This is a genomic window from Nitrospira sp. Vd2 (genome assembly GCF_979581665.1).
On record NZ_CEFZSK010000025.1, the window covers coordinates 1 to 26,988 of the forward strand.

27 protein-coding genes are annotated in these 26,988 nt (G+C 61.2%); 18 read left to right on the plus strand and 9 right to left on the minus strand.

Annotated features, from left to right (window positions below):
* Positions 1-62: 62 nt before the first annotated feature.
* The 3 genes from AC1U7K_RS11265 to trpA all read left to right on the plus strand — a co-directional run bounded on the left by AC1U7K_RS11265 (position 63) and on the right by trpA (position 2,815).
* Complete coding sequence (locus tag AC1U7K_RS11265) at positions 63-686, plus strand: phosphoribosylanthranilate isomerase (protein WP_480251395.1); 624 nt, start codon at positions 63-65, stop codon at positions 684-686.
* A 72-nt stretch (positions 687-758) separates the two neighbouring features.
* Positions 759-1,949, plus strand: coding sequence for a tryptophan synthase subunit beta (gene trpB / locus AC1U7K_RS11270; protein WP_480251396.1), 1,191 nt, complete (start codon positions 759-761; stop codon positions 1,947-1,949).
* 50 nt (positions 1,950-1,999) lie between these two features.
* Positions 2,000-2,815: a tryptophan synthase subunit alpha gene (trpA, locus tag AC1U7K_RS11275; RefSeq protein WP_480251397.1), complete on the plus strand. Its 816-nt coding sequence runs from the start codon at positions 2,000-2,002 to the stop codon at positions 2,813-2,815.
* A 61-nt stretch (positions 2,816-2,876) separates the two neighbouring features.
* Here trpA and AC1U7K_RS11280 read toward each other — a convergent pair whose 3' ends face one another.
* The 7 genes from AC1U7K_RS11280 to lnt form a co-directional block, all read right to left on the minus strand.
* Complete coding sequence (locus AC1U7K_RS11280) at positions 2,877-3,467, minus strand: PH domain-containing protein (RefSeq protein WP_480251398.1); 591 nt, start codon at positions 3,465-3,467, stop codon at positions 2,877-2,879.
* 141 nt (positions 3,468-3,608) lie between these two features.
* On the minus strand, positions 3,609-4,760 hold the full coding sequence (gene traF, locus AC1U7K_RS11285; protein WP_480251399.1) for a conjugal transfer protein TraF: 1,152 nt from the start codon (positions 4,758-4,760) through the stop codon (positions 3,609-3,611).
* A 77-nt stretch (positions 4,761-4,837) separates the two neighbouring features.
* Positions 4,838-5,506: a lipoprotein-releasing ABC transporter ATP-binding protein LolD gene (gene lolD, locus AC1U7K_RS11290; RefSeq protein ID WP_480251401.1), complete on the minus strand. Its 669-nt coding sequence runs from the start codon at positions 5,504-5,506 to the stop codon at positions 4,838-4,840.
* A gap of 252 nt (positions 5,507-5,758) precedes the next feature.
* Positions 5,759-7,039, minus strand: coding sequence for a lipoprotein-releasing ABC transporter permease subunit (locus tag AC1U7K_RS11295; RefSeq protein ID WP_480251402.1), 1,281 nt, complete (start codon positions 7,037-7,039; stop codon positions 5,759-5,761).
* Positions 7,039-8,526, minus strand: coding sequence for a lysine--tRNA ligase (gene lysS, locus AC1U7K_RS11300; protein WP_480251403.1), 1,488 nt, complete (start codon positions 8,524-8,526; stop codon positions 7,039-7,041). Before lysS ends, AC1U7K_RS11295 begins: the two co-directional genes overlap by 1 nt.
* A 175-nt stretch (positions 8,527-8,701) precedes the next feature.
* Positions 8,702-9,848, minus strand: a protein-coding gene (prfB, locus tag AC1U7K_RS11305; RefSeq protein WP_480251404.1) for a peptide chain release factor 2 whose coding sequence is annotated in 2 segments (ribosomal slippage) — positions 8,702-9,778 and positions 9,780-9,848 — 1,146 coding nt in all. Because the reading frame shifts where the segments join, the coding sequence is not laid out codon by codon here.
* Between the two features lie 21 nt (positions 9,849-9,869).
* On the minus strand, positions 9,870-11,507 hold the full coding sequence (lnt, locus tag AC1U7K_RS11310; RefSeq protein WP_480251405.1) for an apolipoprotein N-acyltransferase: 1,638 nt from the start codon (positions 11,505-11,507) through the stop codon (positions 9,870-9,872).
* A gap of 107 nt (positions 11,508-11,614) precedes the next feature.
* On the opposite strand from lnt, the gene AC1U7K_RS11315 reads away from it, so the two are divergent.
* Both AC1U7K_RS11315 and AC1U7K_RS11320 read left to right on the plus strand, forming a co-directional pair.
* Positions 11,615-12,421 (plus strand): S1/P1 nuclease, encoded by an 807-nt coding sequence (locus AC1U7K_RS11315; RefSeq protein WP_480251407.1) that lies wholly within the window; start codon positions 11,615-11,617, stop codon positions 12,419-12,421.
* Between the two features lie 351 nt (positions 12,422-12,772).
* Positions 12,773-13,513 (plus strand): helix-turn-helix transcriptional regulator, encoded by a 741-nt coding sequence (locus tag AC1U7K_RS11320; protein WP_480251408.1) that lies wholly within the window; start codon positions 12,773-12,775, stop codon positions 13,511-13,513.
* Here AC1U7K_RS11320 and AC1U7K_RS11325 read toward each other — a convergent pair.
* Positions 13,486-13,812 carry a hypothetical protein gene (locus AC1U7K_RS11325; protein WP_480251409.1) on the minus strand — a complete coding sequence of 109 codons (327 nt, stop codon included), beginning with the start codon at positions 13,810-13,812 and terminating at the stop codon, positions 13,486-13,488. The genes AC1U7K_RS11320 and AC1U7K_RS11325 overlap by 28 nt on opposite strands.
* A gap of 843 nt (positions 13,813-14,655) precedes the next feature.
* On the opposite strand from AC1U7K_RS11325, the gene AC1U7K_RS11330 reads away from it, so the two are divergent.
* From AC1U7K_RS11330 to AC1U7K_RS11340, 3 genes are all read left to right on the plus strand, one after another.
* Entirely contained in the window at positions 14,656-14,856 is a 201-nt protein-coding gene (locus AC1U7K_RS11330) for a hypothetical protein (RefSeq protein WP_480251410.1), read from the plus strand.
* 33 nt (positions 14,857-14,889) lie between these two features.
* Complete coding sequence (locus AC1U7K_RS11335) at positions 14,890-15,096, plus strand: hypothetical protein (protein WP_480251411.1); 207 nt, start codon at positions 14,890-14,892, stop codon at positions 15,094-15,096.
* Between the two features lie 82 nt (positions 15,097-15,178).
* A complete protein-coding gene (locus tag AC1U7K_RS11340; protein ID WP_480251426.1) occupies positions 15,179-15,445 on the plus strand; it encodes a DNA-formamidopyrimidine glycosylase family protein in 267 nt (88 codons plus the stop codon).
* A gap of 134 nt (positions 15,446-15,579) precedes the next feature.
* Here AC1U7K_RS11340 and AC1U7K_RS11345 read toward each other — a convergent pair whose 3' ends face one another.
* Entirely contained in the window at positions 15,580-15,732 is a 153-nt protein-coding gene (locus tag AC1U7K_RS11345; protein ID WP_480251413.1) for a hypothetical protein, read from the minus strand.
* A gap of 181 nt (positions 15,733-15,913) precedes the next feature.
* Here AC1U7K_RS11345 and AC1U7K_RS11350 point away from each other — a divergent pair, with 181 nt between their 5' ends.
* The 10 genes from AC1U7K_RS11350 (at position 15,914) to AC1U7K_RS11395 (ending at position 26,753) form a co-directional block, all read left to right on the plus strand.
* Entirely contained in the window at positions 15,914-16,057 is a 144-nt protein-coding gene (locus AC1U7K_RS11350; protein ID WP_480251414.1) for a KTSC domain-containing protein, read from the plus strand.
* Between the two features lie 340 nt (positions 16,058-16,397).
* Positions 16,398-17,342, plus strand: coding sequence for a hypothetical protein (locus AC1U7K_RS11355; protein ID WP_480251415.1), 945 nt, complete (start codon positions 16,398-16,400; stop codon positions 17,340-17,342).
* Between the two features lie 125 nt (positions 17,343-17,467).
* A complete protein-coding gene (locus AC1U7K_RS11360; protein ID WP_480251416.1) occupies positions 17,468-17,734 on the plus strand; it encodes a glutaredoxin family protein in 267 nt (88 codons plus the stop codon).
* Positions 17,735-17,740: 6 nt separating this feature from the next.
* Positions 17,741-17,902, plus strand: coding sequence for a hypothetical protein (locus AC1U7K_RS11365; protein ID WP_480251418.1), 162 nt, complete (start codon positions 17,741-17,743; stop codon positions 17,900-17,902).
* A gap of 107 nt (positions 17,903-18,009) precedes the next feature.
* Positions 18,010-21,300, plus strand: a complete 3,291-nt coding sequence (locus AC1U7K_RS11370) for a PD-(D/E)XK nuclease family protein (RefSeq protein WP_480251419.1) — start codon at positions 18,010-18,012, stop codon at positions 21,298-21,300.
* Positions 21,257-24,721, plus strand: a complete 3,465-nt coding sequence (locus tag AC1U7K_RS11375) for a UvrD-helicase domain-containing protein (protein ID WP_480251420.1) — start codon at positions 21,257-21,259, stop codon at positions 24,719-24,721. Before AC1U7K_RS11370 ends, AC1U7K_RS11375 begins: the two co-directional genes overlap by 44 nt.
* A gap of 11 nt (positions 24,722-24,732) precedes the next feature.
* Positions 24,733-25,155 carry a tetratricopeptide repeat protein gene (locus AC1U7K_RS11380; protein WP_480251422.1) on the plus strand — a complete coding sequence of 141 codons (423 nt, stop codon included), beginning with the start codon at positions 24,733-24,735 and terminating at the stop codon, positions 25,153-25,155.
* A gap of 47 nt (positions 25,156-25,202) precedes the next feature.
* Positions 25,203-25,592 carry a metallopeptidase family protein gene (locus AC1U7K_RS11385; RefSeq protein ID WP_480251423.1) on the plus strand — a complete coding sequence of 130 codons (390 nt, stop codon included), beginning with the start codon at positions 25,203-25,205 and terminating at the stop codon, positions 25,590-25,592.
* Between the two features lie 205 nt (positions 25,593-25,797).
* Entirely contained in the window at positions 25,798-26,412 is a 615-nt protein-coding gene (locus AC1U7K_RS11390; RefSeq protein WP_480251424.1) for an RNA polymerase sigma factor, read from the plus strand.
* Positions 26,409-26,753 (plus strand): hypothetical protein, encoded by a 345-nt coding sequence (locus tag AC1U7K_RS11395; RefSeq protein ID WP_480251425.1) that lies wholly within the window; start codon positions 26,409-26,411, stop codon positions 26,751-26,753. Before AC1U7K_RS11390 ends, AC1U7K_RS11395 begins: the two co-directional genes overlap by 4 nt.
* The last annotated feature ends 235 nt before the right edge of the window (positions 26,754-26,988 follow it).

A 26,988-nucleotide genomic window follows, 5' to 3' on the forward strand; every position in this document is an offset into this window, starting at 1 on the left:
GGACACCACCAATGCACAACTTATTCCACGTACTTCAGAGACAGGACACTAGCGGCCCGACGATGAAAGTCAAAATCTGCGGCATCACGAATGCGGACGATGCGCGGGCGGCGGTCGATGCGGGCGCCGATGCTGTCGGGTTCGTCTTCTATAAAAAAAGTCCGCGTTTCGTGCAGGCGGAGGTGGTGCGGCGCATCGTGGCGGCCCTGCCCGCATTCGTGCTGCCGGTGGGCGTGTTTGTCAATGAAGATGCGAAGGTCGTCCGTGATGTGATGGATGCGTGCGGGTTGGCGCTCGCGCAATTGCATGGCGATGAATCGGCTGTGTACTGCGAGCAGTTGGGACGCCCGGTGCTCAAGGCCATTCGCTTGCGGGAGATGGCGACGTTTCTTGCCATGGCGGAATTCAAAGGGCGTGCGGGGGTCAGAGGCTTTCTGATCGACGCGTATTCAGATGCTGCGTATGGCGGCACGGGGGAGCGAGCCAACTGGGCGTTGGCTGCCGAAGCGGCACGCTCGTTTCCGGTGCTGCTCGCCGGGGGACTGACCGTCGACAATGTTCGTGAGGCGATCACGCAGGTCAAGCCGTACGGGGTCGACGTGAGCAGCGGCGTCGAGTCCGAACCAGGCAAGAAAGACCATGTCAAAGTGAAGGCGTTTATCGAAGCCGCCAAACTTGTGTCGTAGCCGAGCAAACGGCTATACTCCGCCATTGTTTCCGCCGGGATCTCTTCATCAACCTTAACCTCAAGCTGTTCCATGCCGATTCCTGATACACGCGGTCGTTTTGGTCAGTTCGGCGGTCGCTACGTCCCAGAAACGTTGATGCCGGCGCTCCTCGAACTCGAGCAGGCGTATGCCGAGGCGCGGCGCGATCGGGTGTTTCAGGCCGAGTTGATGCGCTACTTGAAGGACTACGTGGGCCGGCCCACCCCGCTCTACTTCGCCAGCCGCCTCACGAAGAAGCTGGGCGGCGCCAAGATTTACTTGAAGCGGGAAGATCTCGCCCATACGGGCGCGCACAAGATCAACAACTCGATCGGGCAAGGGCTGCTCGCGCGCTGCATGAAGAAACGCCGCCTGATTGCGGAGACCGGAGCCGGTCAACACGGTGTATCCGTGGCCACCGTGGCGGCGATGTTCGGACTCTCGTGCGAAATCTACATGGGCACCGAGGATATGCAGCGGCAGGCGCTCAACGTGTTTCGCATGCGGCTGCTCGGCGCGACGGTCACCGGTGTGGAGGCCGGCAGTCGAACGTTGAAGGATGCGATCAATGAAGCGATGCGGGACTGGACGACGAACGTACGCAGCACCCATTACATCCTCGGCTCCGTGCTCGGCGCGCATCCATATCCGATGATGATCCGCGATTTTCAGTCGGTGATTGGTCGCGAGGCGCGCAAACAAATTCTCGCGGCCGAAGGCCGGCTCCCTGATTATCTCGTCGCCTGTGTCGGTGGCGGGAGCAACTCCATCGGATTGTTCTATCCGTTCATCAACGATCGTCGCGTGCACATGATCGGCGTGGAAGCGGGCGGGACCGGGGTGGAGAGCGGCAAGCACGCGGCGCGGTTTGCCGGCGGACGGCCAGGGGTCCTCCACGGCACGATGACCTACCTGCTGCAGGATGATGATGGGCAGGTCAGCCTGACGCATTCCGTGTCCGCGGGGCTGGACTATGCGGCGATCGGCCCCGAGCACAGTTATCTGCACGATATCGGCCGGGCCGACTATACCTCGGCGACGGATGATGAAGCGCTCGCTGCGTTCGATCTGCTCGCAAGCCAGGAGGGCATCATTCCGGCGCTCGAAAGCGCGCACGCCATTGCGCATCTCGTGAAGCTCGCGCCGACGTTGAGCAAGCGCCAGATCATCATTGCCAATCTCTCGGGCCGCGGGGACAAAGACGTCCAGCAGGTCGCACGACTCAAAGGGGTCACGCTGTGAGGTCCGGACTCGCTGTGCGTGATTCGCTTCCCGTTCACGATTCACGGCACGTGAATCGGATCGATTCGACATTCGAGCGACTACGGGCCGACGGGGGCAAGGCGTTGATCGCGTACGTCATGGCCGGCGATCCCACCTTGCACGATACCGAAGATCTCGTCGTTGCATTGGAGAAGGCGGGGGCGGACATCATCGAACTCGGAGTCCCGTTTTCCGATCCGATCGCCGATGGCCCGGTCATCCAGAAGGCCGCGGAGCGGGCGCTACGGAGCGGCACGAGCCTGCGTCGTATCCTGGACGCGGTGGCCAATATCCGACGCCGCAGTGAAGTTCCCATCGTCTTGATGGGCTATTACAACACGATCGTCGCTCTCGGCATCCCGAGGTTCTGTCGCGACGCGGCTGCGGCCGGGGTGGATGGCGTGATCGTGCCTGACATGCCGCCCGAAGAATCCGGCCCGCTGGAGGCGGCGGCGTGTGAGGCCGGCCTCCGACTGGTCTTCCTCATTGCGCCCACGAGCACGCCGGATCGTCGCGCAATGGTGGCCACCCGATGCACCGGGTTCGTCTACTACGTGTCCATTACCGGCATCACGGGTGCCAAGCTGACGGATGTCGAGGATGTGCGGCGCAACGTTCAGAAGATCCGTCGGGTCACCAAGGTCCCGATTGCCGTGGGATTCGGCGTGGCGACGCCGGAGGACGCGGCGCGCATCGCCGAGCTTGCGGATGGCGTGATCGTAGGGAGCGCGATCGTGCGAACGGTCGAGGAGCACCAACACGATCCCCGCATGCCGGAGAAGGTCGGGCAATTCGTCAAGTCGCTGAAGACGGCGATCAGATCACCGGCATCCTGCCGGCGTTGACCCTGCCTTCTCGTTCGGCTCTTCGCTTGAGGTGCCGCCAGGAAACCACTCGCGCCCCGTATCACGGCATGTGCTTGACCATGTAGTCGGAGAGATCCGTCGCGAGGTCTTTGAGGTTGGGTTTGAAGAACATGTAGCTCTTGGAGATCTCATGGCGTCCCTTCCACACGATGGCCCCGTGCTTCGTGTCGATCAAGCGGAACGAGAAGCTCACTTTTGCCAGGTTTTCACCTTCCGACCGCCGATACTCCCACGAGTTCACCCGCACGACCATCAAGGCGTCCCGTTTCAACGCTTGGCCGAGTTTGACGGCCGCTTCCTGCTCCGACAGGCCGGTCGATTCGAGCGACGAGAGCAGCTTCGCAAAGGTTTCCCGGGCATCATTGGAGTTGATGAGAAACTCGTTCACCTGCTCGGCTTCCATCACGTCGGTATACCGTTTCGACTTCTTCAAGCTGTTCGTCACCACCTCATGCGCGATTTCGCGCGATCCTTCCAGCGCACCGATGATCGGTGGGAGCACGACGATCGTGGCCGGCCGAAATCCCGACGCTCCGGGGCCTTCCCATGTTTCCTGCAACCCGCCGCAGCCGGTAAGAATAGTCAGCAGGATAATGCTTTGAATCGAGGATGTGATACGAAAAGCATACATAGGAAGTTCGAACTCGAGGATGCTCAAAAAGGCCATCCAGCAAGGCCGCAGCGAGCGAAACGCCGAGGCGTACATTGCGCGGTACGTTGAGGCGTTGAGTGATGCGAGAACGAAGCTGGTGGCCTTTTTCAGCATCCTGATTCAGAACGTCATGCTGATCGATCCCGAGGCCAACGCTTGCTGCTCGCGAAAATCGTAGCCGCCGCCGATATCGATGCGGAGGGCGAAAATCCGAATGCCGAACCCGGCGGTCGGGGTCACGATCGATTTCGCATCCTCGACGTTCTTGAGCGCGCCGACTCGAATCGAGAGAAATTCCGCGAGAATGGTTTGCTCCGCCCCCCAACTCAACACCCGGCTCTTGATGCCCGGAACAAGCGTTTGATTGGAGGTAATATCCCCGTCAAAGGTTAACGTTAACGAAGCGTCGGGGTTGACGGCAATACCGCCTCGTACCTGTGGCGTCAATTTGAATTGACTGCCGTCCGGCGCATCGAAGGTCGGCTGGTTCAGGTCTTTGCCGACGATGCCCAGGCGGAGCCATGGGGCGGGCCGAAATACGGCGCCGACGTCGACGCCGAGCTTGGTCGACAGGTTCGCCTTGCCGAAGGCGTCCTTGATGTTGCTGAGATCGTCGGCGTTATTGACGTTGATCTGACCCGTATAGGCCGCGCCTTGAATCACCTTGAGGGTCGCCCCGATGGCGAACGTCCGGTCGGCGAAGGCGTAGGCATACGAGAAGGCCGCTTGCCTCGCTTCAAGTCCCCGAAGCGAATACTGCCCGCTGACTTGAATTGGGCCACCGACTCCTGTCTGCGTGACCGAAATCGGCGTCTTGAGGAACTGGCCGCCCCATCCCACGTCTGACACGTTGACGCCGAAGGCCGAGCTGCCCCAGTAGCCCTTGAAGTAGAGGCCCGCACTGCCGATGCCCGAGATCGTGACACCGGGTTGGTTCAGCTTGTTCGCGAGCGCCTGCGCCTGCCCGATGTTCGCCGGGTTATTCTTGTCGAGATCGTTGATGTCCTTGACGGCGGAGAGGACCCCGCGGTCGATGCCGTGCGCACTGGCTTGCCCGCGAATATCGACGGTCTGCGACATCGCCAAGCCTGCCGGATTCCAGTATGTAGCAGTGGCATCGCTCGTCACCGCGACGCCGGCTCCACCCATCCCCATCGCGCGTGGCCCGACGATGGCAAACTCCAGCGCGCGGACATTCGAAGGCATGGCCGCAGCGAGTAACGCCGCCAGCCAGACCCAGAGCCCACGCCGAATGCTGACACGACGTCTCATTCCCCCTCCGGGACCGCTAATCACCCAAACCTACGGGAAAATGCAGGAGACGTCAAGGAAACGGGCAGGCGTGCGGACTAGCCTGGGACAATTTGTCCGTCTTCCATGCGGATGATGCGGTCGGCTTGGGCGGAGAGCTTTTCGTTGTGTGTCACGATGACGAACGTGATGCCGCGGGTGCGGTTCAAGCTCCTCATCAAGGTAAAGAGCGATTCACCGGTATGCGTGTCGAGGTTGCCGGTCGGCTCATCGGCGAGGACGAGATCGGGATGTTGAATGAGAGCCCGCGCCACGGCGACCCGCTGCTGCTCGCCCCCCGATAACTCGCCCGGCTTGTGATTGACCCGCTGCTCCAACCCCACTTCTTTCAGCAGCGCGAGCGCCTCTGGGCGAACCTCGGCCATCGACCGGTTCTGAATGAAGGCCGGCAAGCAGACGTTCTCGAGCGCCGTGAATTCGGGCAGCAGGTGATGGAATTGAAAAATGAACCCGAGCTTGCGATTGCGGAACTCCGCCTGCTTTTGATCCGACATTTGAAACAGATCTTGTCCCTCGAATCGCACCGTGCCGCTCGTCGGGCGGTCCAGCGTCCCGACGATGTGCATCAAGGTACTCTTGCCGGCTCCCGAGGCGCCGACGATCGCGACCATTTCGCCCCGATTGATCGTGAGGTTGATGCCGCGCAGCACCGTCAGCTCGAGCCCTTCCATCTTGAAGGATTTGGTGAGATCGATGACTTGGATCATGCTCCTCTTTCTCAACCGAGGCGGATCAAAAACGTCTCCAGCGAGGCCGCAGGCGAGAAACAACTGGAGGCGTAGTCGTGTTTCACCCGCCCACCCCAAGCCTGCCAGGACAGGCTCCTTCCCGTAGTGGGGTACGTTGAGGGCGCACGGTCCGACGAATAAGTCGGACCATGTTTGTGCGCGCCGCCGAGAGGGTGAGGCGGTTGGGACTGTTTCGTGCCGAGACGAAGCTGGAGGCGTTTTTCATCAGCCTCATTCGTATCTCAATGCCGCCGCCGGATCGAGCTTCGCCGCTTGATAGGACGGGTAGACGGTCGCCGCGAAGCTGATCAGGATCGCCGAAAACGACACCAGGAACACATCGACGGCCTGCACGTGAACCGGAATCCGCGAGATGTAATAGACGGTCGGATCGAACGTCCAATAATTCTGAATCAGCCAGAGAAACGTGTAGCCCAACGGAATCCCGATGACGGTGCCGGTCAGCCCGATGATGAGCCCGTTCAGCATGAAAATCCGCATGATGGCCTGCCGCGTGGCGCCCATCGCCTTCAGGATGGCGATCTCGCGCTGCTTCTCGGTCACGATCATCGTCAACGTGCTCACGATGTTGAACGAGGCGACGAGCGTGATGAGCACGAGCAGGAGGAACATCATCGTTTTCTCCAGCTTCAGCGCCGAGAACAGATTGCGGTTGAGCTGCATCCAATCGCGCGCCCAATAGGGGAAGCCGAGCGCCCGCTCGATGTCCCGCGCGATTTCGTCGGCGCGGAAAATTTCATCGACCTTGACCTCGATCCCGCTCACGGTCTGGTTCATGTTGAAAAACTTCTGCGCTTCGGCAAGCCCGATATAGGCCAGCGAGGAGTCGTATTCGAACATCCCCGACTCGAACACGGCTACCACCGTAAACGTTCGGATCTTCGGCACCATGCCCATTGCGCTGACCGGACCGACCGGTGAGACGACGTTAATCGTATCGCCGACGAACGCGCCGAGTCGAAGCGAGAGCTCTTTGCCGAGCACGATGCCGGGATGAGCCGTCGGTGGTGATGGCGTGCCTTCAGCTGAAGATGGCTGAGCCGCGGCGGGCGCCACCGGATGGTCGAGGTCGCTCAACTGCCCCGACTTGATGTTCCTGCCCAGTTCCGTCACCCGCACTTCTTTGGCCGGATCGATGCCGCGCAGGACGATGCCCTGCACGCCCGATTGGGAGGTCAGCAGCACCTGGCGAAGGACGAAGGGCGTAGCCGCCAAGACGTGCGGGACTTTTTCCACCTGCGTCACGAGGTCGTCGTAGGCCGCCATGCCGTCCCGCGTCCGGTCCTGCACGACGATGTGGGAGGTCGTCCCCAAAATCTTCGCTTGGATGTCTTCCTTGAACCCGGTCATGATGCCAAGCGTGCCGATGAGCGCCGCGACGCCGAGCGTAATGCCGGCGACTGAGACGAACGTGTTCAGTGAAATGGTTCGTTGACGGCGCTTGGCGCGCAGATATCGCAGGCCGACGAATATTTCGTACGGAGCCGCCACTACTTCTCAGGTCGAAGCTGCGGAAAGAGGATGACGTCGCGGATCGAGGCCGAGTTCGTGAAGAGCATGACCACGCGATCGATCCCGATGCCCTCGCCGGCGGTGGGCGGCATGCCATATTCCAGCGCCCGGAGAAAATCCTCATCGAGGTAATGCGCCTCTTCGTCTCCGGCGGCACGTTGCGCCACCTGCGCTTCGAAGCGCTGCCGTTGATCCAGGGGATCGTTGAGCTCCGAGAACGCATTGGCGATTTCGCGGCCGGCAATATACAGCTCGAAACGATCGGTCAGGCTCGGATCCGAATCCTTGCGGCGGGCGAGCGGGGAGAGCTCGATGGGGAAATCGGTGATGAAGGTCGGCTGGATCAACTGGGGCTCGACCGTCTCTTCAAAGATCGTGTTCAGCACGTCGAAATGGGTGCGGGGGGCCAGCGCTTCTGCACCAGGGACCAGCCTCGTCAGCGCTGACCGCGCCTCCTTCTCGTCTTGCAACACGGAGTCCGGCAAACCATTGACTTCGAGAATCGCTTGCCGGTACGACCATCGCCGCCACGGTCGCTCGAATCGGATCTGCTGTCCCTGGTAGTCGAAGGTGGTCGTGCCCAACACCTCTCGCGCGATCGTCGTCAGCATCTCTTCCGTCAGCTCGATCAAATCCTTGTAATCGGCATAGGCCTGATAGAACTCGAGCATCGTAAACTCGGGATTATGGATCGTCGAGATGCCCTCGTTGCGAAAGTTCCGGTTGATCTCGAAGACTCGCGGGAAGCCGCCGACGATCAGGCGCTTTAAATACAATTCAGGCGCAATACGGAGATACAGATCGACGCCGAGCGCGTTGTGGTGGGTGACGAACGGCTTGGCCGTCGCGCCGCCGGGAATCGGCTGCATCATCGGCGTCTCGACTTCCAAATACCCGCGCGCCGTCAGGAAGGTTCGGATGGCCGCGCTGATTCGGCTCCGAGTAATAAAGATCTGATGCACGTCGGGGTTGGCGATCAGATCGACATAGCGCTGACGGTAGCGGGTCTCAACGTCCGTTAGTCCGTGCCATTTCTCGGGCAGCGGCCGGAGCGCCTTTGAGAGGAAGGTCAGCGTGTGGACCTCGATCGTCAATTCGTTCGTCTTGGTGCGAAACAGGACGCCGGTCACGCCGACCCAGTCGCCCAGGTCCAACTCCTCGCAGACCTTGTAGTCGCGCTCACTGAGCAGCTCCTTCTTGAGATAAATCTGGATGCGATCGGCACCGTCTTGCAGCACCGCGAACGCCGCTTTGCCGAAACGGCGAAGGCCCACGATGCGGCCGGCGACCGTGCAGACAATCTTGTCCTGTTCCAGCACCTCCTTGGACTTTTGACTGTGGAGGCGGATCAGCTCACCCGCCCGGTCCTTGACCTCGAACCGGGTACCGTGTGGCTGCACGCCGAGCGCACGTAGAGCGTCGAGCTTCTTCAATCGCTGCAGACGTTGATCGTTCAGTTCATCCATGGGTCGTGCCGGGGTCTCGGAACTCTACCCCACCTTGCCTCCCCTTACAAAGGGGAGGAATGAAGGTCACCTTCTTTCCCTCCAATGAACGGCCCCTCTCTTTTTCCCTCCTTTGGGGCCGTCTTTTTCCCCTCCTTGTTAAAGAGGGGCGAGGGGAGGTCGTCTCCCCCAAAGCTTACTCTTTCGACGCCGATTGTTTCTCGCTCGCGACTTCCTTGCTCCCCAACTGTTGTTTCTTCTTCAGGTAGCCTTCGATGAATTCATCGAGCTCGCCGTCCATCACGGTATTCACTTGCGACGTTTCGACGCCGGTTCGGTGGTCTTTGACCATTTGATAGGGCTGAAATACGTATGACCGGATCTGACTGCCCCACGCGATATCCTTTTTCTCGCCGACGATCGCGTTGAACTCGGCTTCCTTCTTCTGTTGTTCTACTTCATAGAGGCGGGCTTTCAAGATTTTCATCGCGCCCATGCGGTTCTGGAGCTGCGACCGCTCGTTCTGACACTGCACCACGATCCCGGTCGGCAGGTGCGTGATCCGAATGGCCGTCTCCACTTTGTTGACGTTCTGGCCGCCCGCGCCGCCGGAACGGAACGTATCGATTTTCAAGTCCTTCTCGTCGATCTGCACCTCCACGTCGTCTTCCAATTCCGGATAGACGAACACCGAGGCGAACGAGGTATGCCGTCGTTTGTTCGCGTCGAAGGGCGAGATGCGGACGAGGCGATGCACCCCGGCTTCCGCCTTGAGATAGCCGTAGGCGTAGGGCCCGTTGATCGACAGCGTCACACTCTTGATACCGGCTTCATCGCCCGGTTGCAGGTCCAACGTCTCGACCTTGTAGCCCTTCCGCTCGGCCCACCGGACATACATGCGCAAGAGCATTTGTGCCCAATCCTGCGACTCGGTCCCCCCGGCACCCGGATGGATCGCAAGAATCGCATTGGTGTTGTCACGCTCGCCGGAGAGCAGCAACTCGATCCGCCACTGTTCGACCCCGGCCTCCAGCTTAGCCAGTTCGCTCGCCAATTCCTGCTCCAACGCGGCGTCGCCGCTTTCTTCGGCCAGCTCGACCAAGGCACGCACATCTCCGTATTGACGCTCCAAGTCGGACACGCGCTTGATGTCTCGCTCGATCGCGGCCTTATTTCGGCTGAGGCGGGCGGCGGCTTGGGGGTCCTTCCAAAAGTCGGGATGCGAGGTCTCTTGCTCGAGGTGCTCCAGGTCGGACGTCAGCTTGGGGAGGTCAAAGATGCCCCCGTAGTTCGGACACCTGCTCGCCAATCGTCTCCACTCGCGACCGTAGTTCGTCCAACATGATGGGAATCCTTTTGCCGCATTAAGTCGGCGCGCCGACGACCAATGGTTGCGGCTCGCTGCCGCTCGTCGTCCATAACGCCGCGACCAGAAAAAGTCCGGCGATTATAACACAGCCGTAGGCAAAGACATCACCATGGCGACTATAAAAGGTCGGATGATTGCTCGCCGGAACATGACCGACGATCGCTTGTTCGGTGAAAATTCGGGAGGCGTCGAGCACACGTCCATACGGGTCGATGAAGCCTGAAATGCCGGTGTTCGCCGCGCGCGCAAACGCGGTATGGTTTTCGACCGCCCGCAGCACCACCATTCCAAAATGTTGATACGGCGCGGACGAGTCGCCGAACCAGGCGTCATTCGTAATCGTCACCATGAAATCGGCGCCGTCGCGCACGAATTCTCGAACGAGATCGGGGAAGATCACTTCAAAGCAGATCACGACACCGAACTTCGCGCCTGCTCCGGTGGCCGTTGGCGCCGTGCGGTCGTGGGCGGGGAGGGTCAAAATCGTCGGCACGGTCCCGGCCTCGAAATCCCCGATCCCCTCCACCAGCTTGTCGAGAAAAAACAGCATCGACTTCAACGGAATGTATTCGCCGAACGGAACCAGATGACGCTTATCGTAGCGCCCGAGGATTTTTCCATCAGGAGAGAACAGATAGGCGCTGTTGAGGAGGTAAGGCCGGCCGTTCGCATAGTACCGCAAAGCCGGACTGCCGAACAGCAACGGCGTCGCGTGTTGCCGCACCAACGTCTCGACTTCGACTCGATACAGCACCTCCTGCTCGAACAGGAACGGGGTCGCGGCCTCCGGCCAAATGATGAGGTCGACGTGATCGGCCGCCTGCTCGGTCAGGCGCGTGTATCGATCGAGTGTCTGCCGGCGATAGGCCGCATCCCACTTCTGAGCCTGGTCGATGTTCGCCTGCACGAGCCCGATCGACACCGTCGTCTCCGGCTGCGGATTGCCGAGCACGATCACTCCATAGACGACGGCCGCAACCAGCCCGACGATCGCGGCGCCCGGGATCAGCCAAGGAAAGGGAATCGGTGCTTGTCGAATCGGCAGGGACTGATAGCGATGGACGAACCAGAGGATCACCTCGGCAAGGGCGAGGTTCACGAGCACGACGAGAAACGACACCCCGTAGACGCCGGTGAGGTCGGCGATTTGAATGATCGAGAGTCGCTGGTACTGGGAGTAGCCGAGCAAGGCCCATGGAAGTCCGGAAAACAAATAGGTGCGGATCAATTCGAGTGCGACCCACAGAAAGGGCGCGGCCGTGGGCGCGTAGATGGGAGGCAACGTCCGACGCAACCAGGTCACAAGGCCCGCATACGCGGCGACATAGAGACCGAGGTATCCGGCAAGGAGTCCTAATGCCAGATAGCTCCACGCGAGCGGCATCTTCCCGTACTGATGCATGGCGGTAATCACCCATGCCATCGTCAGAGCGAAGCCGATAAAGCCGGACAGCCAGCCGAGACGAAACGCGCGGACCGCGGGCACGCCGTCGATCGCGACGTGCAACGGAACGAGGACCACCCAGGCGAGAAGGCCGAGATCGAAACTGGGAAAGCACAGCGGGTAGAGGAGGCCAGTGAAGCACGCGAGGCCGGCCTTCAGCAACGAGCGGGGGCGCATCGGCCGTACCATAGCGAAAGACTCTACGTGCTTGCAATGGCTCCGGCGTCCTTGCTTTCTGTTCACACTCCGTCGATAGTGGCGGGGATCACGGATTCCGGGGTAGTCTCCACTCCTCGATGAGTGCCACAAAGGGAAAGCGGCGCTTGCTGCTGACGGCCGTCTTGCTTTCGATGCTTCCGGGACCAGTCTATGGCTGGGGCACCGAAGGTCATGTGGTGGTCGCCGAACTGGCGGAACGCCGGTTGACCGAGCCGGCGCGTGCGGAGGTTCACCGACTGCTTGGTGATGCGAGCCTCGCGTCCGTCGCGACGTGGGCGGATGAGATCAGGACGGCGGAGCCTGAAACGGCTCATTGGCACTTCGTCGACATGGAGCTGGCCGATGGTCGCTACCGGCCCGACCGGGACTGCCGGCTCACGGCGACCGGTGATTGTCTCATCGCGGCGCTCGACCGTTTCATCGCGACGCTCCGCGATCGCCACTCGCCCGCGGAGGCCCGCGCCACGGCGTTGAAGTTCGTCGTGCATCTGATTGCCGATCTTCATCAGCCGTTGCATTGTGCGGACAACCATGACCACGGCGGGAACGATGTCGCGGTGCAGTTCTTCATGGAGCTGACGAACTTACACCGTGTCTGGGACAGCGGGCTGCTCCAGAAGACCGGCTTGCGCGAGCACGACTATGCCAAGCATCTCGAAGAGTGGCTGAGCCACCGTGACACCCAGGCCCTCGCCAAAGGCACGATCGTCGAGTGGGCGCTGGAGAGTCACGCCGTCGCCGTCCACCACATCTATCCCGATCTGCCGCCCGACCGCCGGCTCGCCGGCGCCTATTACGACTCGCACATCCATTTCGTCGATCAGCAGCTCGCGAAAGCCGCCGTGCGGCTCGCCAAGGTGCTGAACGACGCGCTGGGACGATGAGAAGGCTGATCCTGCTGCCTATTGCCACACTAGGATGAACTAGTTATGCTCGTCCTTTCCGAGCCGCCGGACTTTTCATGCCACGTAACGAGCAGGTCACCCGTCAATGGCATGTGTTGCGCCTTCTTGAAACGTCTCGCGGCGTGACGCTCGACGACCTGTTGCACAGGCTCCCCGCCGATTATCCCCGGCACCCTCGCACGCTGCGCCGAGATCTTGAAGCGCTGGAGATGGCCGGCTTCCCGCTCGTCAATGAACGGGTAGACGGTCGCGTCCGATGGCGGCTGATGGACGGCTTTCGGAAGATTCCGGCGCTGAACTTCTCGCCAACGGAATTGATGGCGTTGCCTGTTGGGGCGCGGGCTGCTCAAGCCGCTGGAAGGCACCCATGTCCATGTTGCACTGGACTCCGGGTTGAGCAAGGCGTCGGCGGTGTTGCCGGCAGCCAGCCACGACTATGTCCAGCAACTCCAGGGCGTCTTTATCGTGGGCATCGGGCCTCACAAACTGTACCGGCAGCACCGGGACAACATCGATCGTCTAACGCAAGCCATCGCACAGACGAAGACCGTCCAGCTTCGCTATTTCTCGGCGTCCCGAGGCCGGCTGAGCCGGCGCGAGGTCGATCCGTATCGCCTGTGGTATGCCTCCGGCGGACTCTATCTCGTTGCGTACTGTCATCTCCGCCGAGACGTGCGCATGTTTGCGGTCGAGCGAATTCGATCCGTCACGCTCACCGACCATCCGTACCAGATGCCGCTGGGCTTCGATCTCGACGCGTATGTCCAGGATGCGTTGACTGTGATGCGAGGTCCGCGGATCGACGTGGAGCTGATGTTTAATAAAGAAACCGCCGCCTGGGTGCGCGATCGGATCTGGCATCCCAGTCAGCAACTCACCCGCTTAAAGGATGGCACGTTGCGGATGACGCTTGCGATCGCCGATTCCCGAGAACTGGTCGGGTGGGTGTTGAGTTTCGGCAGCGGGGTGCAAGTTCTCAAACCGGAGACGCTACGCAGCGCGGTGAAAAAAGAAGCCGAACAGATTGCCGGTTTACAAGGACGTTATCCGCCGGCGGCCTGGAGGACGTAGTGCAGCTCTCCCTGAAGGCCCAGGCGATCCGCCCAGTTCCAGAGATAGGTCAGATCAAGCTGGAGACGGGGGTTTTTAACGATGCCTATCACATCGTCGAAATCGGTGGGGCGGCCGGCTTTGAGTTTGAGCAACATCAAATCTTCCGGACTCGCGACCCATACCGAAAGGCCATGGACCACCGTCAGTCTTTTGCGTTCAATTGTGGCGCGTTCTTGGGAGTCAGCAGCATAGATGATATCGAGCGGATACTTTGGATGTTCAGGGGAAGCAAAACGGGTGACACGTCCTTTGGTCATCGGATTCGCTTCAGCCCATTGTTCGTTTATGCGAATGCGGCATGAGGATAAGCTTGTGGTGATTCCGTCTATCGCCCGGGAGTCGGCAAGGACAAGGAGATCAAGGTCGTGTGTTGCTCATGGGCGTCCCCAAGCTCCCAGAGCAACTGCTCCGATGATGCAGTATGGAACTGATGAGGCCGAGACGGCTTCGACAACGCGGTGCAGATATGTCAACAGGTCTGGCTGAAGGGGGACTTGCCCAAAGGGCCGCTCGGCTTCCATTACTCTGTCACCACATCACGTCACGCCGGTGACCGGAGCTACCTGCTGCGGTGTTTGGGAACAGAGAAGAAACGAAAGCTTCAGACAAGGCGAGATGGGCATCCGATAGTTCGCAGGTCAAGAGAATTCCCTCTTCCGCTGTCTGAGCATAGTCATCGGGAGAGATTTGCTGCGCGGACACATGGAGCTTTCGCAGCCAAATCGGCGGATTGAGCGGGTCAAGAGCCATACACGTGATGGTACAGAAACGCGGAAGAAAAGCCAATCGACCTGTGACCTCGGATGTCACAGGTCGTTTGCGTCCGCGTGTCCAATGTCCAAGCGCAAGTACTTGGCCGGGAGCAGAAAAAGCCCAATCGAAATTTTCACGAGCGTCGTGACCTCGGTTGTCATAGGACTGCCGTAAATTCGTGGGGCAAAAGAGGCATAGTCGGCTATGGAGAACGCTGAACAAATGCCTGTATGGGTCCAGAGAGGTTCGGTTTGTCAGCATCTCCACGCTGATCAGATGAAGGAATCGGCAGGCAGGGAACAAGACAGAATAGATATCGAACACCACCGCCTGAGGTTGGGGGGACGATGGCGGAACATGAACCGCCCACACCGGACTTCGATTGGGACCTGACTACCTTCGAAGGCGCTCGCCGAGAGCAACTACGCCGCTGGGCGCAATTGCCGCTGGAAAACATCCTGCTGGCCATTGAGGAAATGCAGGACATTGCTCGACTGTTGGAGACAGCACCGGCCGGTGGGTACGGGGAATCGGATGTCACAGAGTGAACGCAACCTCGTGGGCCAGGAGAGCAGATCGGTATGAGCAACGAACGAGAGTTCAAAGCGTGGTTTCAGAGAGCGACACATCACGAACCGTATCCATTCCAGATTCGCTTCGCCTGTGACCCGGTATTGCCCGAATTGATAGATGTGCCGACCGGCTTGGGGAAGACGGCGATGGCCGTGCTGGGATGGGTGTCATTGAAGCATAACCATTGCCGACAAGCTGAAGGGCGTCCCGCATGATTCCACGGCTTAATCGCCGTGGCCCCATTGAACGGACCGGATCGGCTTGATGCTTGACGCGACCTAGCGGTGTTTTCAGGAAATCTTAGGGCTCGTCTTCAAGGAAAACGGTTCCTCTGTCGAGTGCAGGAGAGCCGTACGACCGAACACGAGCCCCGAACAATTGCGGTGTGCACTCTTAAACGTCACGACTGTATCCGTTCGGCGGGCCGGGAAAGAAATTGTGTTCGTGTCTTCCAACCAAGCCATACTCAACGTCCACTTACTGTTACATGGTAAGTGTCCATATCCGATCAAGGTGCAGCAATCCCGAATGTGCCACTGGGATTCGCGGACCAGTCACGTGTAGCCAGCAGTTCAGAAGGACTAGTGCCCTCACAGTAAACCCCTTCTCCGACCTCGGTCCCCTGTGTGCTCGAAGTCCAGGGCACGTATCTGCCGAGGAAAATAGCGAAACGACCACGGACGGGAGTATGGACGTTTTTAACCGACCAATCGATTCTCCGTGGTATTGGGAACGATTATGCCGTTGAAATTCTGTGGGAGGCGAAAAATCGCTCCAAAATCGATCGCCGGCAAGATTCCGATCTTGGCTTGGACAGACCTGACTCCCGGCAATGCCCGTAACTGTGGCATACAGATACTCGAACGGACCAAAATAGCGCTCGCCTACGTACCATCACCTCTTGCTGCTTTTGACAAAAGCTTGATGGAATGAGATGAGGCTGCGGGCCATGGTTGATCTCATCTCGGTGGACTCATCCAGTGTGCGCGGTATCGGGACGATGATGACCGACGGTCGCTGTATGTCCAGTACGTGGACGGCGAAGTGTACGAATACTTCAAGGTCCCCAAGAGCGACTACATCGACCTGCTGAACGCAAAGTCGATTGGGTGGTGGATCAACAAACGGATCAAGCCATATTACAATGATCGAAAGCTAGACGATACAGACCCTTAACGTCAGTCGGCTTGCTTGGAATAAGAAGGAGTGCGGTCCGCGAGTGAGGTCCGTACCTTTCCTCTGAAGGCCCAAACAACCAGACCCTCTTTCCGTTCCCTCTTCATCGGGAATGTGGTTTTAATGACTTCAGCGCGTCCGTGATATCGGTCAAGTTCGACCTTTCAGTTCCCTCTCATGTCCTGCAAGTGATCCACTTCTTCCTGAAAGGCGAGCGCTCCCGCCATACGGCCGAATTTGATCAATTGGCGGTCGTCGTCGGCTGACATGTCGCTCTTCGATTGCCGATAGGCAGATGTCCGGTATCGTGGTAGCGTCCTCGTAGGTAAAGGAGGTGGCAATGGGTATCACACGACCTTCAAGAACAACTGCTGCTCTTGGGATTCTGGCATTGCTCGCCGGAAGCTACGGTTGTGCCGGCTCCGATCAGAAGTCGTCGCGTCCGTCCATGGCCCAAAGCCAGCCGGCAAAGACGACGAGAGTCACGCCGACTACGCCCGCGACCTCACCCTCGCCCTCGATGCCCTCTCGGCAGACGATGACGAACCAGCCGGCACCCGGTCAAATTCCGGAGCATGAAACGGCGATCTCAAAAGTAACGAAGGAAGAGATCCCGGGCGACCGTCTCATCGACGGCCGGGTGCTCAATGTCAGAAGTGATCAAATCGAAGTGGACATCGGCAACCCGCAACCGTTGTATCTGCCGTTGAAGCCGGCGATCGCAAAAGGCGAGACCTTTCGCGAAGGCGATCCGATCGTCGTGATCATGAATGACCACAATGCGGTCGTGGATTACCACCACAAGGCAGGGGACCAGAAGCATCAGGTGATCAAGGGACAGTTGGCCGAACCGTTGACGGTCGGGCTGGACAAGGCCGTGATCCGAACCGAGGTCGGTGAGCGAAGTTACTGGGTGGCGTCCCGCGCTAGAGCCAAGTTGGAAGCGATGCCGATCGGCGCCGATGTCGTGTTTCTTGCGGACGAGACGGGACAGATCGTCGACGCGCAGTTGGGAAGCGCCGAGGCCGTCCAGCAATCGGCAATGGGAAACAAGGCGCACGTGAAGGGGGCGCATCGCCAGGTGCAGGCGATCTACAAAGGAACGGCGAAGGACAATCAGATCAAGGTCGCGCTGATGCCGGAGCAGAAGGAAGAGACGCTGCCGATCCGGCCGCCACTGCAAAAGCTCGACCGGTTGAAGGAGAATCAGGGCGTGACGTTGCTGATGGATGACCAAGGATACGTCGTCGAGATCGCCACCCCGGACGTTCAGCCCGTCCAATAATCGAATCGCCAGGCGGGCGCGCGTCCGCGCGCTCGCCTCTCTCCATCCCCTTGCGTTAGCCTCTCCTCTGATCGCTTGCAGGCGCTTTTCGGCGGGTGGTAAGATTTTCTGCCGAGAGGAGTTCTATGCCGAACGTTGTTTTATTGGTCTCGCCGACGTGCGGGGCCTGTCCGTCCGCCAAGAGTCTGTGGAAAGAGCTCAGGGTGAAGTACAGCTTCGGCTATCGTGAGGTCGATATCACGACCCCCGACGGTCAGGAGTTGGCGAGCCGCCATGCCGTGCGCGCGGTCCCGGCCACGATCATCGATGGCCGCCTGACGTTTGTCGGCGTGCCGAGCCGCCAGAGTGCTGAGAAAGCGCTTCAATTGAGAATCAAGCCCCAGTCTGCGTGAGGAGTTGTGGTACCCGACGACGACGATTTCGAGCTCCCGCCTTTGCCAGTCGTCGATAAAGGCCCGCCGCCGGATTGCCCCATCTGCGGTGATCCCATGTCGTTCATCGACGGCGACTGGTGCTGCATCGATTGCAACGGCGAGAACATCGGCCCGGAGACGGGGTGAGCTAGGTTCACGTGTAGGCTGAGGTTGAGGCGTAGGATAGCCTTGACGCCGGCCGCCGTCCCGACTACTCTTCCTCAACCGTAATCTCGGCCTCAACCTTCCTCCGCATGCTGCGAGTCGTCACCGGGCCGTTCCACCCTGATCTCGAAGACGCCCTCATCGCCGATCTCCGGCGGCTCAAATCCGACGAGCCCCTTGCGCCGCTTGCTATTGTCGTTCCTTCCGAGACGCTTCGGCGGCGGCTCATGTGGCTCCTCTGCGTGGAGCACGGGTGTGCCCTGCTGGGCGTCCATGTTCTGACCTTTTATCAGCTGGCGGTCCATGTACTCGACGAAGCCGGGCGCTTCGATGAATCTGGCCTGCGCCCGCATTTCTTTTTCCAGGAGCTTATCCATCAACTGTTGAGGCGCCATCCGGGAGCCGCTGGGCAGTGGGCCGACATGGCCGAGATGCCCGGGGCGTGGACGGCATTGCTTGCGACGCTCAACGACCTCAAGGATGCCAAGGTCGATCCCGACCAGGCGCGCGAGGTCCTGATGCAGAGCGCCATCGGTCTCTCCGCCGGCATGGAGGGCCTGCTGTCCCTGTATCGCGGGTTCGTGGACGAGAAAGCACGTATGCAGGTGTTCGACGCGGATGATCTGGCGGCAGCGGCGGAACCCTTCGTCGTCACGTCGACCTGGCTCTCGCGTCGGCGCCACATCCTCTATTACGGCTTCTACGATCTGACGCAAGTACAGCTCGATTTCTTTTCCAGCATCAGCCGCACGGTGCCCACCACGCTCTTCTTTCCGCTGGTGAAGGACCGTCCCGCCTATCAGTTCGCCAGACGTTTTTTCGAGCGCCATCTGATTGGCAGGACGGCCACTGACTCGAACGGATCCGTGCCCGATGGCGGGCAACGGAGCACCGGGCCGCGGGCGACGTGCCGGGTTCTGTCGGCGGCGACCCCAGCCGATGAAGTCACGGTGGTGGCGAAGGATATTGTGTCGCTGGCGGAAGAGCGCGGGTATGGGTTTCATGAGATGGCGGTCGTCGCGCGCACACTCTCCGGTTACGAAACGCTGGTGCCCGTCATCTTCGAGCAACATGCGATTCCATTTGCCTCTAGCGTGTCCAGGCCTCTGGCCACCTTTCCGCTGATCAAAACGCTGCTCCAACTCCTCGATCTCCGGATCAATGGCTACCGGCGGGATCAGGTGATCACCCTGCTCGGCTCGCCGTTTCTCAGAAGAGACCGGATGAGCCCGGAGCAGAGAGGACGCCTCGATCTGTGGGATGTGGCGACGCGGCGTTTGGGTATCGTCACAGGCTTGGACCAGTGGCGACGACTGACGCGATATATCGACCACGGGCTGCCCCTTCGAGAGGAGGATGATGAGGGGAGGGGACCGTGCGTTCCCGGTCGCGAAATCGGCAGGCTCTGGGACGTGCTCTCCCTGCTGGTGGCGTCGCTGGACGAGGTGCCGGAGACAGGCACGTGGGAGCGCTATGTCGATCAGGTCCGGAGGCTGTGCGAACAGTGGCTCGATTGTCAGCCTGCCACTCAGCTGTCATCTGAGCACGACCCGACGTCTTCCATTGCCGCGTGCTTAGAGGGGACGCTGGAAGAATTGAAGCGGCTGCACGCGATTCAGCCCGAGGTCACGCTTGCGGATTTTCTGCTGGCGCTGCATCGAGCCGTGGAGCAGACGCCGGTTCCGCTCGGCTCGGCGCGCGCCAACGGCGTGCAGGTCCTCGATGCCATGGCGGCGCGCGGCCTCTCGTTTCGGGCCGTGTACGTGCTCGGCCTCAACGAGAAGGTGTTTCCCCGCCATATTCATGAAGACGCGTTTCTGCGTGATCCCGTCCGTCGTACCCTCGAGGTCGACTTGGGGTGCAAGATTCAGGAGAAGCTCGGCGGGTACGACGAAGAGCAGCTCTTGTTCACGCTTCTGTGCGAGTCGGCCCGCGAGCAGCTCATTGTGTCGTACCAGCGTGCTGACGAAGCCGGCCGATCACTGGTGCCGTCCGGCTATCTCGTGCAACTCATGCAGGAGCGCGGCCTGACGGCGCAGCACCTGCCGCGCCGCCCGACCGGCAAGTTTGAGACCTCGCCGCTCTATCAAACCGATCGGCTGACTGCCGCCGAATTGGCCGTGAAGTATCTCCTCGCACGCCGTCTGCCGCAGCCGCTCTTGGCCTGCCACCCGGCAGGCGTGATAGTGGCACGTGGGGTGACGGCCGTCGGCCGTTTGGAGGGTGCCGGGCACCACCTTGGCGCTTATGACGGGCTGACGGGGCCGCTTCCGGCTTGTTGGGCGAGGTTGACGGCAGAGGGGGTGTCGGCGTCGGCACTGCAAGAATACGCGAAGTGTCCGTTTCGCTACTTCGCGAAGCACGTGTTGCGACTTCGGCCGCTGTCGATGCCGGAAGGCGTGGATCAGCTCGAAGCGTTGGACCTCGGCATCCTGGCGCACGCTATCCTGCGACGCGTTTTCGAGACCCTCAAAGCGCGCGGATATTTCCCTCCGTCAGTCGCCGACTGTAGACCGCCAAGCGATACTCCCGATCGCCAGCCGGCCGTCGATGCCATCGAGGTCCTTGACGAGGCGGTACAGCATGAATGCGCGCGGTTCGCCGACACGCATCCGATCGGCTATCCACTGACCTGGCGGCTGCATCAAGAGGAGCTCCGGGCGTTCTTGCGAGACGTCATTCGCGAGGACCTGGCCGAAATGGCCCGCGAGGGGTGGCAGCCGATGTTCTTCGAGAAGAAGGCGACCGGCCGCCTCGACGTGCCGATCGACTCCGAGACGCCTCAGCCTCTTCCGGTCACGGGTCGACTGGATCGAGTCGATTGGTGTCGCGCCCGCGCGGCGTATCGCATCGTCGATTACAAATACAAAGGGACCTGCGCGCCAGAGACGCTGGACCGCAACCTCGCACTCGGGGCCGTGCGCGCGACGCGGCTGCAGCCGCCGCTCTATCTCACGATGGGTGAGGACCTGATCGCCTCCCTGTCTGACGGGGCCGCCGACGCGCGCTGTGACGGCGTCTGGTTCTACTATCTGGCCCCTCGCTGGGAGCCGCCGTTCACGCGGGTGGCGTTTCCCGGTGACGCGTGGCAGTCCGCGCTTCGAGCCCCAATGATGCAGGCGCTCGCGCACGTGCTGTCCGGAATCCGAGCCGGGCGATTTTTTCTGTATGCCAGCGGCGCCTGCGAGAGCTGCGACTATCGGTTGCTCTGCCGGCGCACGCACCAACCGACGCTGTGGCGAGTGCGGGGCGATCATGCCGTCGTCGCCGGGTACCGCCGTTTGCGCACCGCCACGGTGCCGAAGGGGGCGGCCGCCGATCCGGCGTCTCCTGCCGATGAAGCCGCTCGCGACGACCTGGATGGCGATGCTGACCGATAGACCGCAACGCCAGCGGGCAGTCACGGCGACCGATTGTAATCTCGTCGTGACCGCCGGTGCAGGGACGGGCAAGACGACCTTGCTCGTCGATCGCCTCGTGCATCTGCTGATCGAGCGCGATCCGCCGCTTGCGATCACACAGATCGTCGCGTTGACGTTCACGAACAAGGCCGCCGATGAGATGAAAGTGCGCCTGCGCGCGCGCTTGACCGATCTGCACCAGAACGATCGCGCCGCGGCTGCGCTTCGTGAGCTGGACAAGAGCCAGATCGGCACGATCCATAGCTTTGCCGCACATCTCTTGCGGCTGTTTCCGATCGAAAGCGGCGTCGATCCGTCCTTCCAGCAGGATGAAGGCGGGCGGTTCGAGGAATTCTTCCGGCGCGAGTGGATGCTGTGGCTGGATCATGAATTGGGATCAACGGGACGGCACCAGGACGTCTGGGCCGCTGCGCTTCGGTATGTGACGCTGGAGGAGCTTCAGCAATTGACCCGCGGGCTCGCCGGGGAGCTGATTCCCTTACATGACGAGATGGCCGATGTCGCGGCCGAGGCCTGCCGTCCGCCGATTCAGGCCTGGTTGAACGGCCTCGCCGAGACTGCCGAGCGCCTGCGCGCGCCTCGGACCAAAGCCAATACGCTCGAGCGCATGCTGGAGGAGGTCGCCTCTTATTGCCGCCACGTCCTGGAAAAAGGCCCCTCGATTGCGTTCCCTCCGGGACTCGACCGTCCGGCTCCGGCGCAGACCCAACAATGGGACCAGGATGAGCACCGGCAGGCCAAGCGCGTGATCACGCTTGCCCAAGCCGTGGCGTCCGTCCGCGCGGAACCGCTCGCGGGCATCCTGCGCCTTCTGATTCCGTTTGCACGGGACTGCCGCCGGCGATTCGTCCAGACCGGCTATATCTCATTCGACGGGCTCGTCGCACGAGCGCGCGATCTCGTGAGGGACCATCCGGCGATCCGCCGGGAACTTAAGACGCAGTTTCGGTCGATCCTCGTCGATGAGTTCCAGGATACCGATCCCGTCCAGTATGAAATGATTCTGTACCTCGCGGAGACGTTGGCTCAGGAGGCGCCGGATTGGCGCACGGTGGGGCTCGAGCCGGGCAAGCTCTTCATCGTGGGTGATCCCAAGCAGTCGATTTACGCATTTCGACGCGCCGATATGGAAGCCTATGACGCCGTCATCCAGGACCGCGTCTTAGGACAAACGCCGGCCGGCGAACGTCATACATTGACCACGAATTTCCGCAGTCAACCCAGACTGCTCGCCGCGATCAACGCCTGCTTCGCGGGGATCTTCCCCGCGCAGGCCATCAAAGGGCTGCAACCCCGCCACGATCCACTCGAGGCGGCAGATTCCGAGGCGGTGCGCGTGGCCGACGAGCGGGTTGACATTCGGGTCGTGCGGCCGGAAGACGGCGATGCCGATGCGGACGCGGTCGGACGCACCGAGGCCGAGGAACTCGCGCGCTGGCTTCGTGAAGATGTGCTGGGACGCCAGCAGATCTGCGAACGCGGTATGCCGGTGACGGTCAAACCGAGACACGTGGCGATCCTCTTTCGCACCTTGACCGACATGCGCCAATACGTGGAGGCGCTGCGGCGGTATGCCATTCCCTGCTTGGCCGAAGGGGAGAAGCACTTCTATGAGCGCCAAGAAGTGATCGATGCGATCAACCTCTTGCGTGCGGTGCTCCATCCCCACGATCAACTGGCCATGGCCGCCGTGCTGCGCTCGCCGATCGGCGGTTTGACGGACGCCGACATCGAACGATTGGCGCGATTCGAGCTGTTGGATGCGCGCGTGACGAGGCCGGCCGCATCCGTGGAGCACGAGGCGCGAGCCGCGTACGAGAGCGCGGCGCCCGTCTATGCCCTGTTGCGCGAGTTGACCGACGCGCTTCCTCGCCGGCCGATCACGGACACGATGGATGCCGTCCTTGCCCGCGTCCCGCTTCTGGAACTCGCGGCCGCGTCGATGGACGGCGAGCAGGCGGTGGCCAACATACTGAAGCTGCGGGACCTCGTGGTCGACTTGGCCGCGCGAACGGATCTCACACTGAGCGGGCTGGTCGACGAGCTGACGAACCGCGCGCTCGATCCACCCGACGAATCGGAAAGCTCGCTGGCCGAAGAGGAGAACGGGGAGGACGGCTACGTCCGGCTGCTCAGCATTCACAAGGCCAAGGGTTTGGAATTCCCGATGGTGATCCTCGCCGGTCTTCAGCGCGGGACCAATCGCGTCCCCCCGACAACGCTGGTGCACCATGATTGGTCCACCGGAATCGTAGGCCTGCGCGTGGGGGCGTTACAGACGTTGGGCGGCGTGTACCTCGCCGATAAGTTGGCCGAGCGCCAACGGGCCGAGCAGAGCCGCGTGCTCTATGTCGCGATGACGCGGGCGAAGCGCCGGCTGGTTCTGTCCGCCGGTATGCCGAAACAGTTGGGGAGCGACAGCTTCCTTTCCATCATTCTCGAGGCATTCGGCCTGGATGAAGCAACGCTCCGCGAGGCGGACGGCGCGACCTGTCTTCCCGTCGATGGGGCCGACGTCCGGCTGGACGTCGTCATGGGGAAGAATGTCCCTTTGCAGTTGGCCCACCGTCACGCGAGTGAGTGGCGGGATGCCGGCGACGACCTCTCGTCATGGCGGGTCCGATGGAGGGAACGGCAGCAGCGGCGCGATGAGATAACTCGCCAGCCGGCGTTCCTGAGTCCGACGCGGCTGAAACATCAACTGGCGGAGGCGGCGGAGCGGCACGCGTCGCGGACGTCCACACGGTCGAGTGAAGTAGGGGTGGAGACGGCCCGCTGGATCGGCATTCTCGCGCACCGAATCTTGGAACGGTGGGATTTTCAGGAGGACCCCCGAGCGCTGCCGGCGTATGTCGATCACGTGTGCCGAGCTCTCATTCCGGAAACGATTAGCGAGGCGGAGTTCATCAAAGAGGAACTGCGCGGGATCTTTTGGACGTTTTCGGCGTGCGAGCTGTATCGGACGCTGCGGGCTGCGACGGTGATCGGTCGAGAGGTGCCGTTTTCTGTGCCGTGGCCGCCTGCTCGTCCCGCTTCAGCAAGCGAGACGCCAACGACTCGCGAGACGGGATCCGAGCCGGAAGGCCAAATCAGCCTCGACTTCAGTGCGCCGCCGATTGCCGTGAGGGCCGGCGCGGCCGCGTCATCCGTCCCGTGCGTGATGGAAGGCGTCATTGATCTTCTCTGCCGAATCGATGGACGGACCTGGATCATCGATTACAAGACGGACCGAGTTGAGGCGGACGAGCTTGCCGCGCGGGCCGAGGACTATCGCGCGCAACTGTCCGTCTATCGAGATGCGGTCTCCCGGTCCCTGGGCATGTGCGATGTCGGGTGCCGGCTGATTTTTCTACGTACCGGGCTCTCAGTGGAGCTGTGAGAGGAGGCGTTATGCATCGGATGTATTGGATCGTTCTCATTGGACTGTTGCTGACCCATTGCGCCACGGGGAAGCCGACGCAGTCACGAACGTTGGATCCGCCGGCCGGCACGAAGCCGGCAGCCCTGGCGGCTATGGAGGAAGGGAATCGGCAGTTCGCGCAACGGCAGTGGGAAGGGGCGAAGGCACAGTATCAAGCGGCGATCGCGGCCCAGCCCACATTGGCGGAAGCCCACTACAATTTGGCCGTCGTCTACGACATCCTCCGCGACGACGCGACGGCTCGCCACCATTATATAGAAGCGGCGAACTTGGCCCCGGGCAACAAGGTGATCTGGGATGCGCCCCCGCTCAGACGACACGGGGACGTCGATGCGCACCCGTCGTCCTCCTCGGGTCCCTCGTTCTTCCCGGCTCTCGGAGGCGGACGATAGACGTCGTGCTGAGTTATGAGTGCTGAGTAGGTTCAGGACTTGAAGAAATGGCTCGCCGTCAGTCCCGCCGTCTGTCAGTGAGCGAGGATGAGTTCGAAGACCTTGTGCGCCAGGCGCTGGATGGCTTGCCCGAAGAGTATCGTCGACTGCTCAAGAATATCGCCGTCGTCGTCGAGGAGGAGCCGCCCCGCGAGGTCTTGGATGAGTTCGAGCTTGAGTCCGAGGACGACCTGCTTGGACTCTACACGGGTGTGTCGGTGGATGAGGAATCGTTCTTCAGTCCCGGAGGGCAGTTGCCCGCTCGGGTCTCCATCTATCGCGGGCCGATCTTACGTCTCTGCCGGACGCGTGAAGAAGTGATCCAAGAGGTTCGGGATACCGTGGTCCATGAGATCGGCCACCATTTCGGCTTGGCCGATGACGATATGCCGTACTGAAGCTAAGATCGAGGCTGAGGTTGAGATCGAAGAGGGCTGAGGCTGAAGTTGAGAAGAGGACAACGCAGCCTCGGCCTGGGTTTCTCTCCCGTCAACCGGTTGTGACTCCGCGCGTTGAACCATCTAGATCACGTCGAAGGAGGACCGATGGGGATGCGAGCGGAGGTGCCGGTGAGTGCCGGGAGTCCACGGTAGGCGGACCGCCATGCTGTCGATGGCGGGCGGAACAGCCGAATGGGCCGCATGCCGGCCATTTATCCTAGCGGGGAAAAGGAGCGGGACTCTGGACCGACGCGCAGCCCTGGACCGCTTCTTTGCCGGCATCGAACGCCGCGCGTTTCGTATTGCGGAGATGGCCACCAAGGATGCCGATGAAGCACTGGACCTCGTCCAGGACACGATGCTCAAACTCGTCCAACATTATGGAGGGCGAAACGAATCGGAATGGGGCCCGCTGTTCCATCGCATTCTTCAGCACAAGATTCGGGACTGGTATCGACGGACGACCGTCCGGAGCCGGTGGCGGTTATGGCTGGGCCGTTGGGACGATGACGACGAAGGGGACCCGCTGGAGACGATCCCCGACTCCACGGCGTTGGCGGCCGATGAGGCCTTGTCGCAAAAGGGAGCCGTCGCCGCGCTCGAATCCGCCCTCCGTGACCTCCCGCTTCGTCAGCAGCAGGCCTTTTTGCTCCGCGTGTGGGAAGAGTATGACGTGGCTCAGACGGCACGCATCATGGGATGTTCGGAGGGCAGTGTGAAGACCCACCTGTCGCGAGCCATCCATACGCTGCGTCGGCGGTTGAAAGATTACCGATGAATCACGATCACCCGCAGCATGACGAGTTGCTGAATGCGGTGCGGGAAGCGCTTGACCGGAGCGTCGAGCGGCTCGACCCGGCCATTACGATGCGTCTCCAGCGCGCGCGTCTGCGCGCAGTGGAGGCCCAACGCTCAGTGTCGCGGTGGCTGGTTGCAGGCGGCCTGGTGACGGCGACCGTTGCAACCGTGGTGCTTACGATCCTGTTGTCCGAGCCGGTCGACGTCATGCCGGTACATGAGGTGGAGGATTCCGAGGTCGTCACGACGTCGGAGGCCTTGGACTTCTACGACGAGATCGACTTTTATCGATGGCTCGCGGAACATCACGGTGAGGGCTGACAGGATGTTGAAAACGGCCGTCAGCTTTGCAAGACACTGGGCGCTCACCATCTCGCGCCCGTGCGCAAACATGAGGCGACTTATTCGTCGCCGCGCGCACCTCAACGTATCATACCAGTACGCCTCGGCGTTTCACTCGCTTCCGCCTCGGCCGGGAAGGGGCGCGTCAAACGGGAAAAGAGCTGGTCTTGGCCAGCTCGGGGTTGGGCGGGTGACAAGAATCGCGCCTGGGGCG

Bases quoted from the DNA above. Each gene is read 5' to 3' on its own strand.
- trpB (WP_480251396.1), top strand. From the start codon at position 759: ATGCCGATTCCTGATACACGCGGTCGTTTTGGTCAGTTCGGCGGTCGC.
- AC1U7K_RS11395 (WP_480251425.1), top strand. From the start codon at position 26,409: ATGAATCACGATCACCCGCAGCATGACGAGTTGCTGAATGCGGTGCGG.
- AC1U7K_RS11265 (WP_480251395.1), top strand. From the start codon at position 63: ATGAAAGTCAAAATCTGCGGCATCACGAATGCGGACGATGCGCGGGCG.
- AC1U7K_RS11385 (WP_480251423.1), top strand. From the start codon at position 25,203: ATGGCTCGCCGTCAGTCCCGCCGTCTGTCAGTGAGCGAGGATGAGTTC.
- AC1U7K_RS11315 (WP_480251407.1), top strand. From the start codon at position 11,615: ATGAGTGCCACAAAGGGAAAGCGGCGCTTGCTGCTGACGGCCGTCTTG.
- AC1U7K_RS11355 (WP_480251415.1), top strand. From the start codon at position 16,398: ATGGGTATCACACGACCTTCAAGAACAACTGCTGCTCTTGGGATTCTG.
- AC1U7K_RS11390 (WP_480251424.1), top strand. From the start codon at position 25,798: ATGCTGTCGATGGCGGGCGGAACAGCCGAATGGGCCGCATGCCGGCCA.
- AC1U7K_RS11335 (WP_480251411.1), top strand. From the start codon at position 14,890: ATGAGCAACGAACGAGAGTTCAAAGCGTGGTTTCAGAGAGCGACACAT.
- lolD (WP_480251401.1), bottom strand. From the start codon at position 5,506: ATGATCCAAGTCATCGATCTCACCAAATCCTTCAAGATGGAAGGGCTC.
- traF (WP_480251399.1), bottom strand. From the start codon at position 4,760: ATGAGACGTCGTGTCAGCATTCGGCGTGGGCTCTGGGTCTGGCTGGCG.
- lysS (WP_480251403.1), bottom strand. From the start codon at position 8,526: ATGGATGAACTGAACGATCAACGTCTGCAGCGATTGAAGAAGCTCGAC.
- AC1U7K_RS11330 (WP_480251410.1), top strand. From the start codon at position 14,656: ATGGCGGAACATGAACCGCCCACACCGGACTTCGATTGGGACCTGACT.
- AC1U7K_RS11345 (WP_480251413.1), bottom strand. From the start codon at position 15,732: ATGCCACAGTTACGGGCATTGCCGGGAGTCAGGTCTGTCCAAGCCAAG.
- AC1U7K_RS11380 (WP_480251422.1), top strand. From the start codon at position 24,733: ATGCATCGGATGTATTGGATCGTTCTCATTGGACTGTTGCTGACCCAT.
- AC1U7K_RS11370 (WP_480251419.1), top strand. From the start codon at position 18,010: ATGCTGCGAGTCGTCACCGGGCCGTTCCACCCTGATCTCGAAGACGCC.
- AC1U7K_RS11375 (WP_480251420.1), top strand. From the start codon at position 21,257: ATGAAGCCGCTCGCGACGACCTGGATGGCGATGCTGACCGATAGACCG.
- AC1U7K_RS11360 (WP_480251416.1), top strand. From the start codon at position 17,468: ATGCCGAACGTTGTTTTATTGGTCTCGCCGACGTGCGGGGCCTGTCCG.
- AC1U7K_RS11280 (WP_480251398.1), bottom strand. From the start codon at position 3,467: ATGTATGCTTTTCGTATCACATCCTCGATTCAAAGCATTATCCTGCTG.
- lnt (WP_480251405.1), bottom strand. From the start codon at position 11,507: ATGGTACGGCCGATGCGCCCCCGCTCGTTGCTGAAGGCCGGCCTCGCG.
- AC1U7K_RS11325 (WP_480251409.1), bottom strand. From the start codon at position 13,812: ATGACCAAAGGACGTGTCACCCGTTTTGCTTCCCCTGAACATCCAAAG.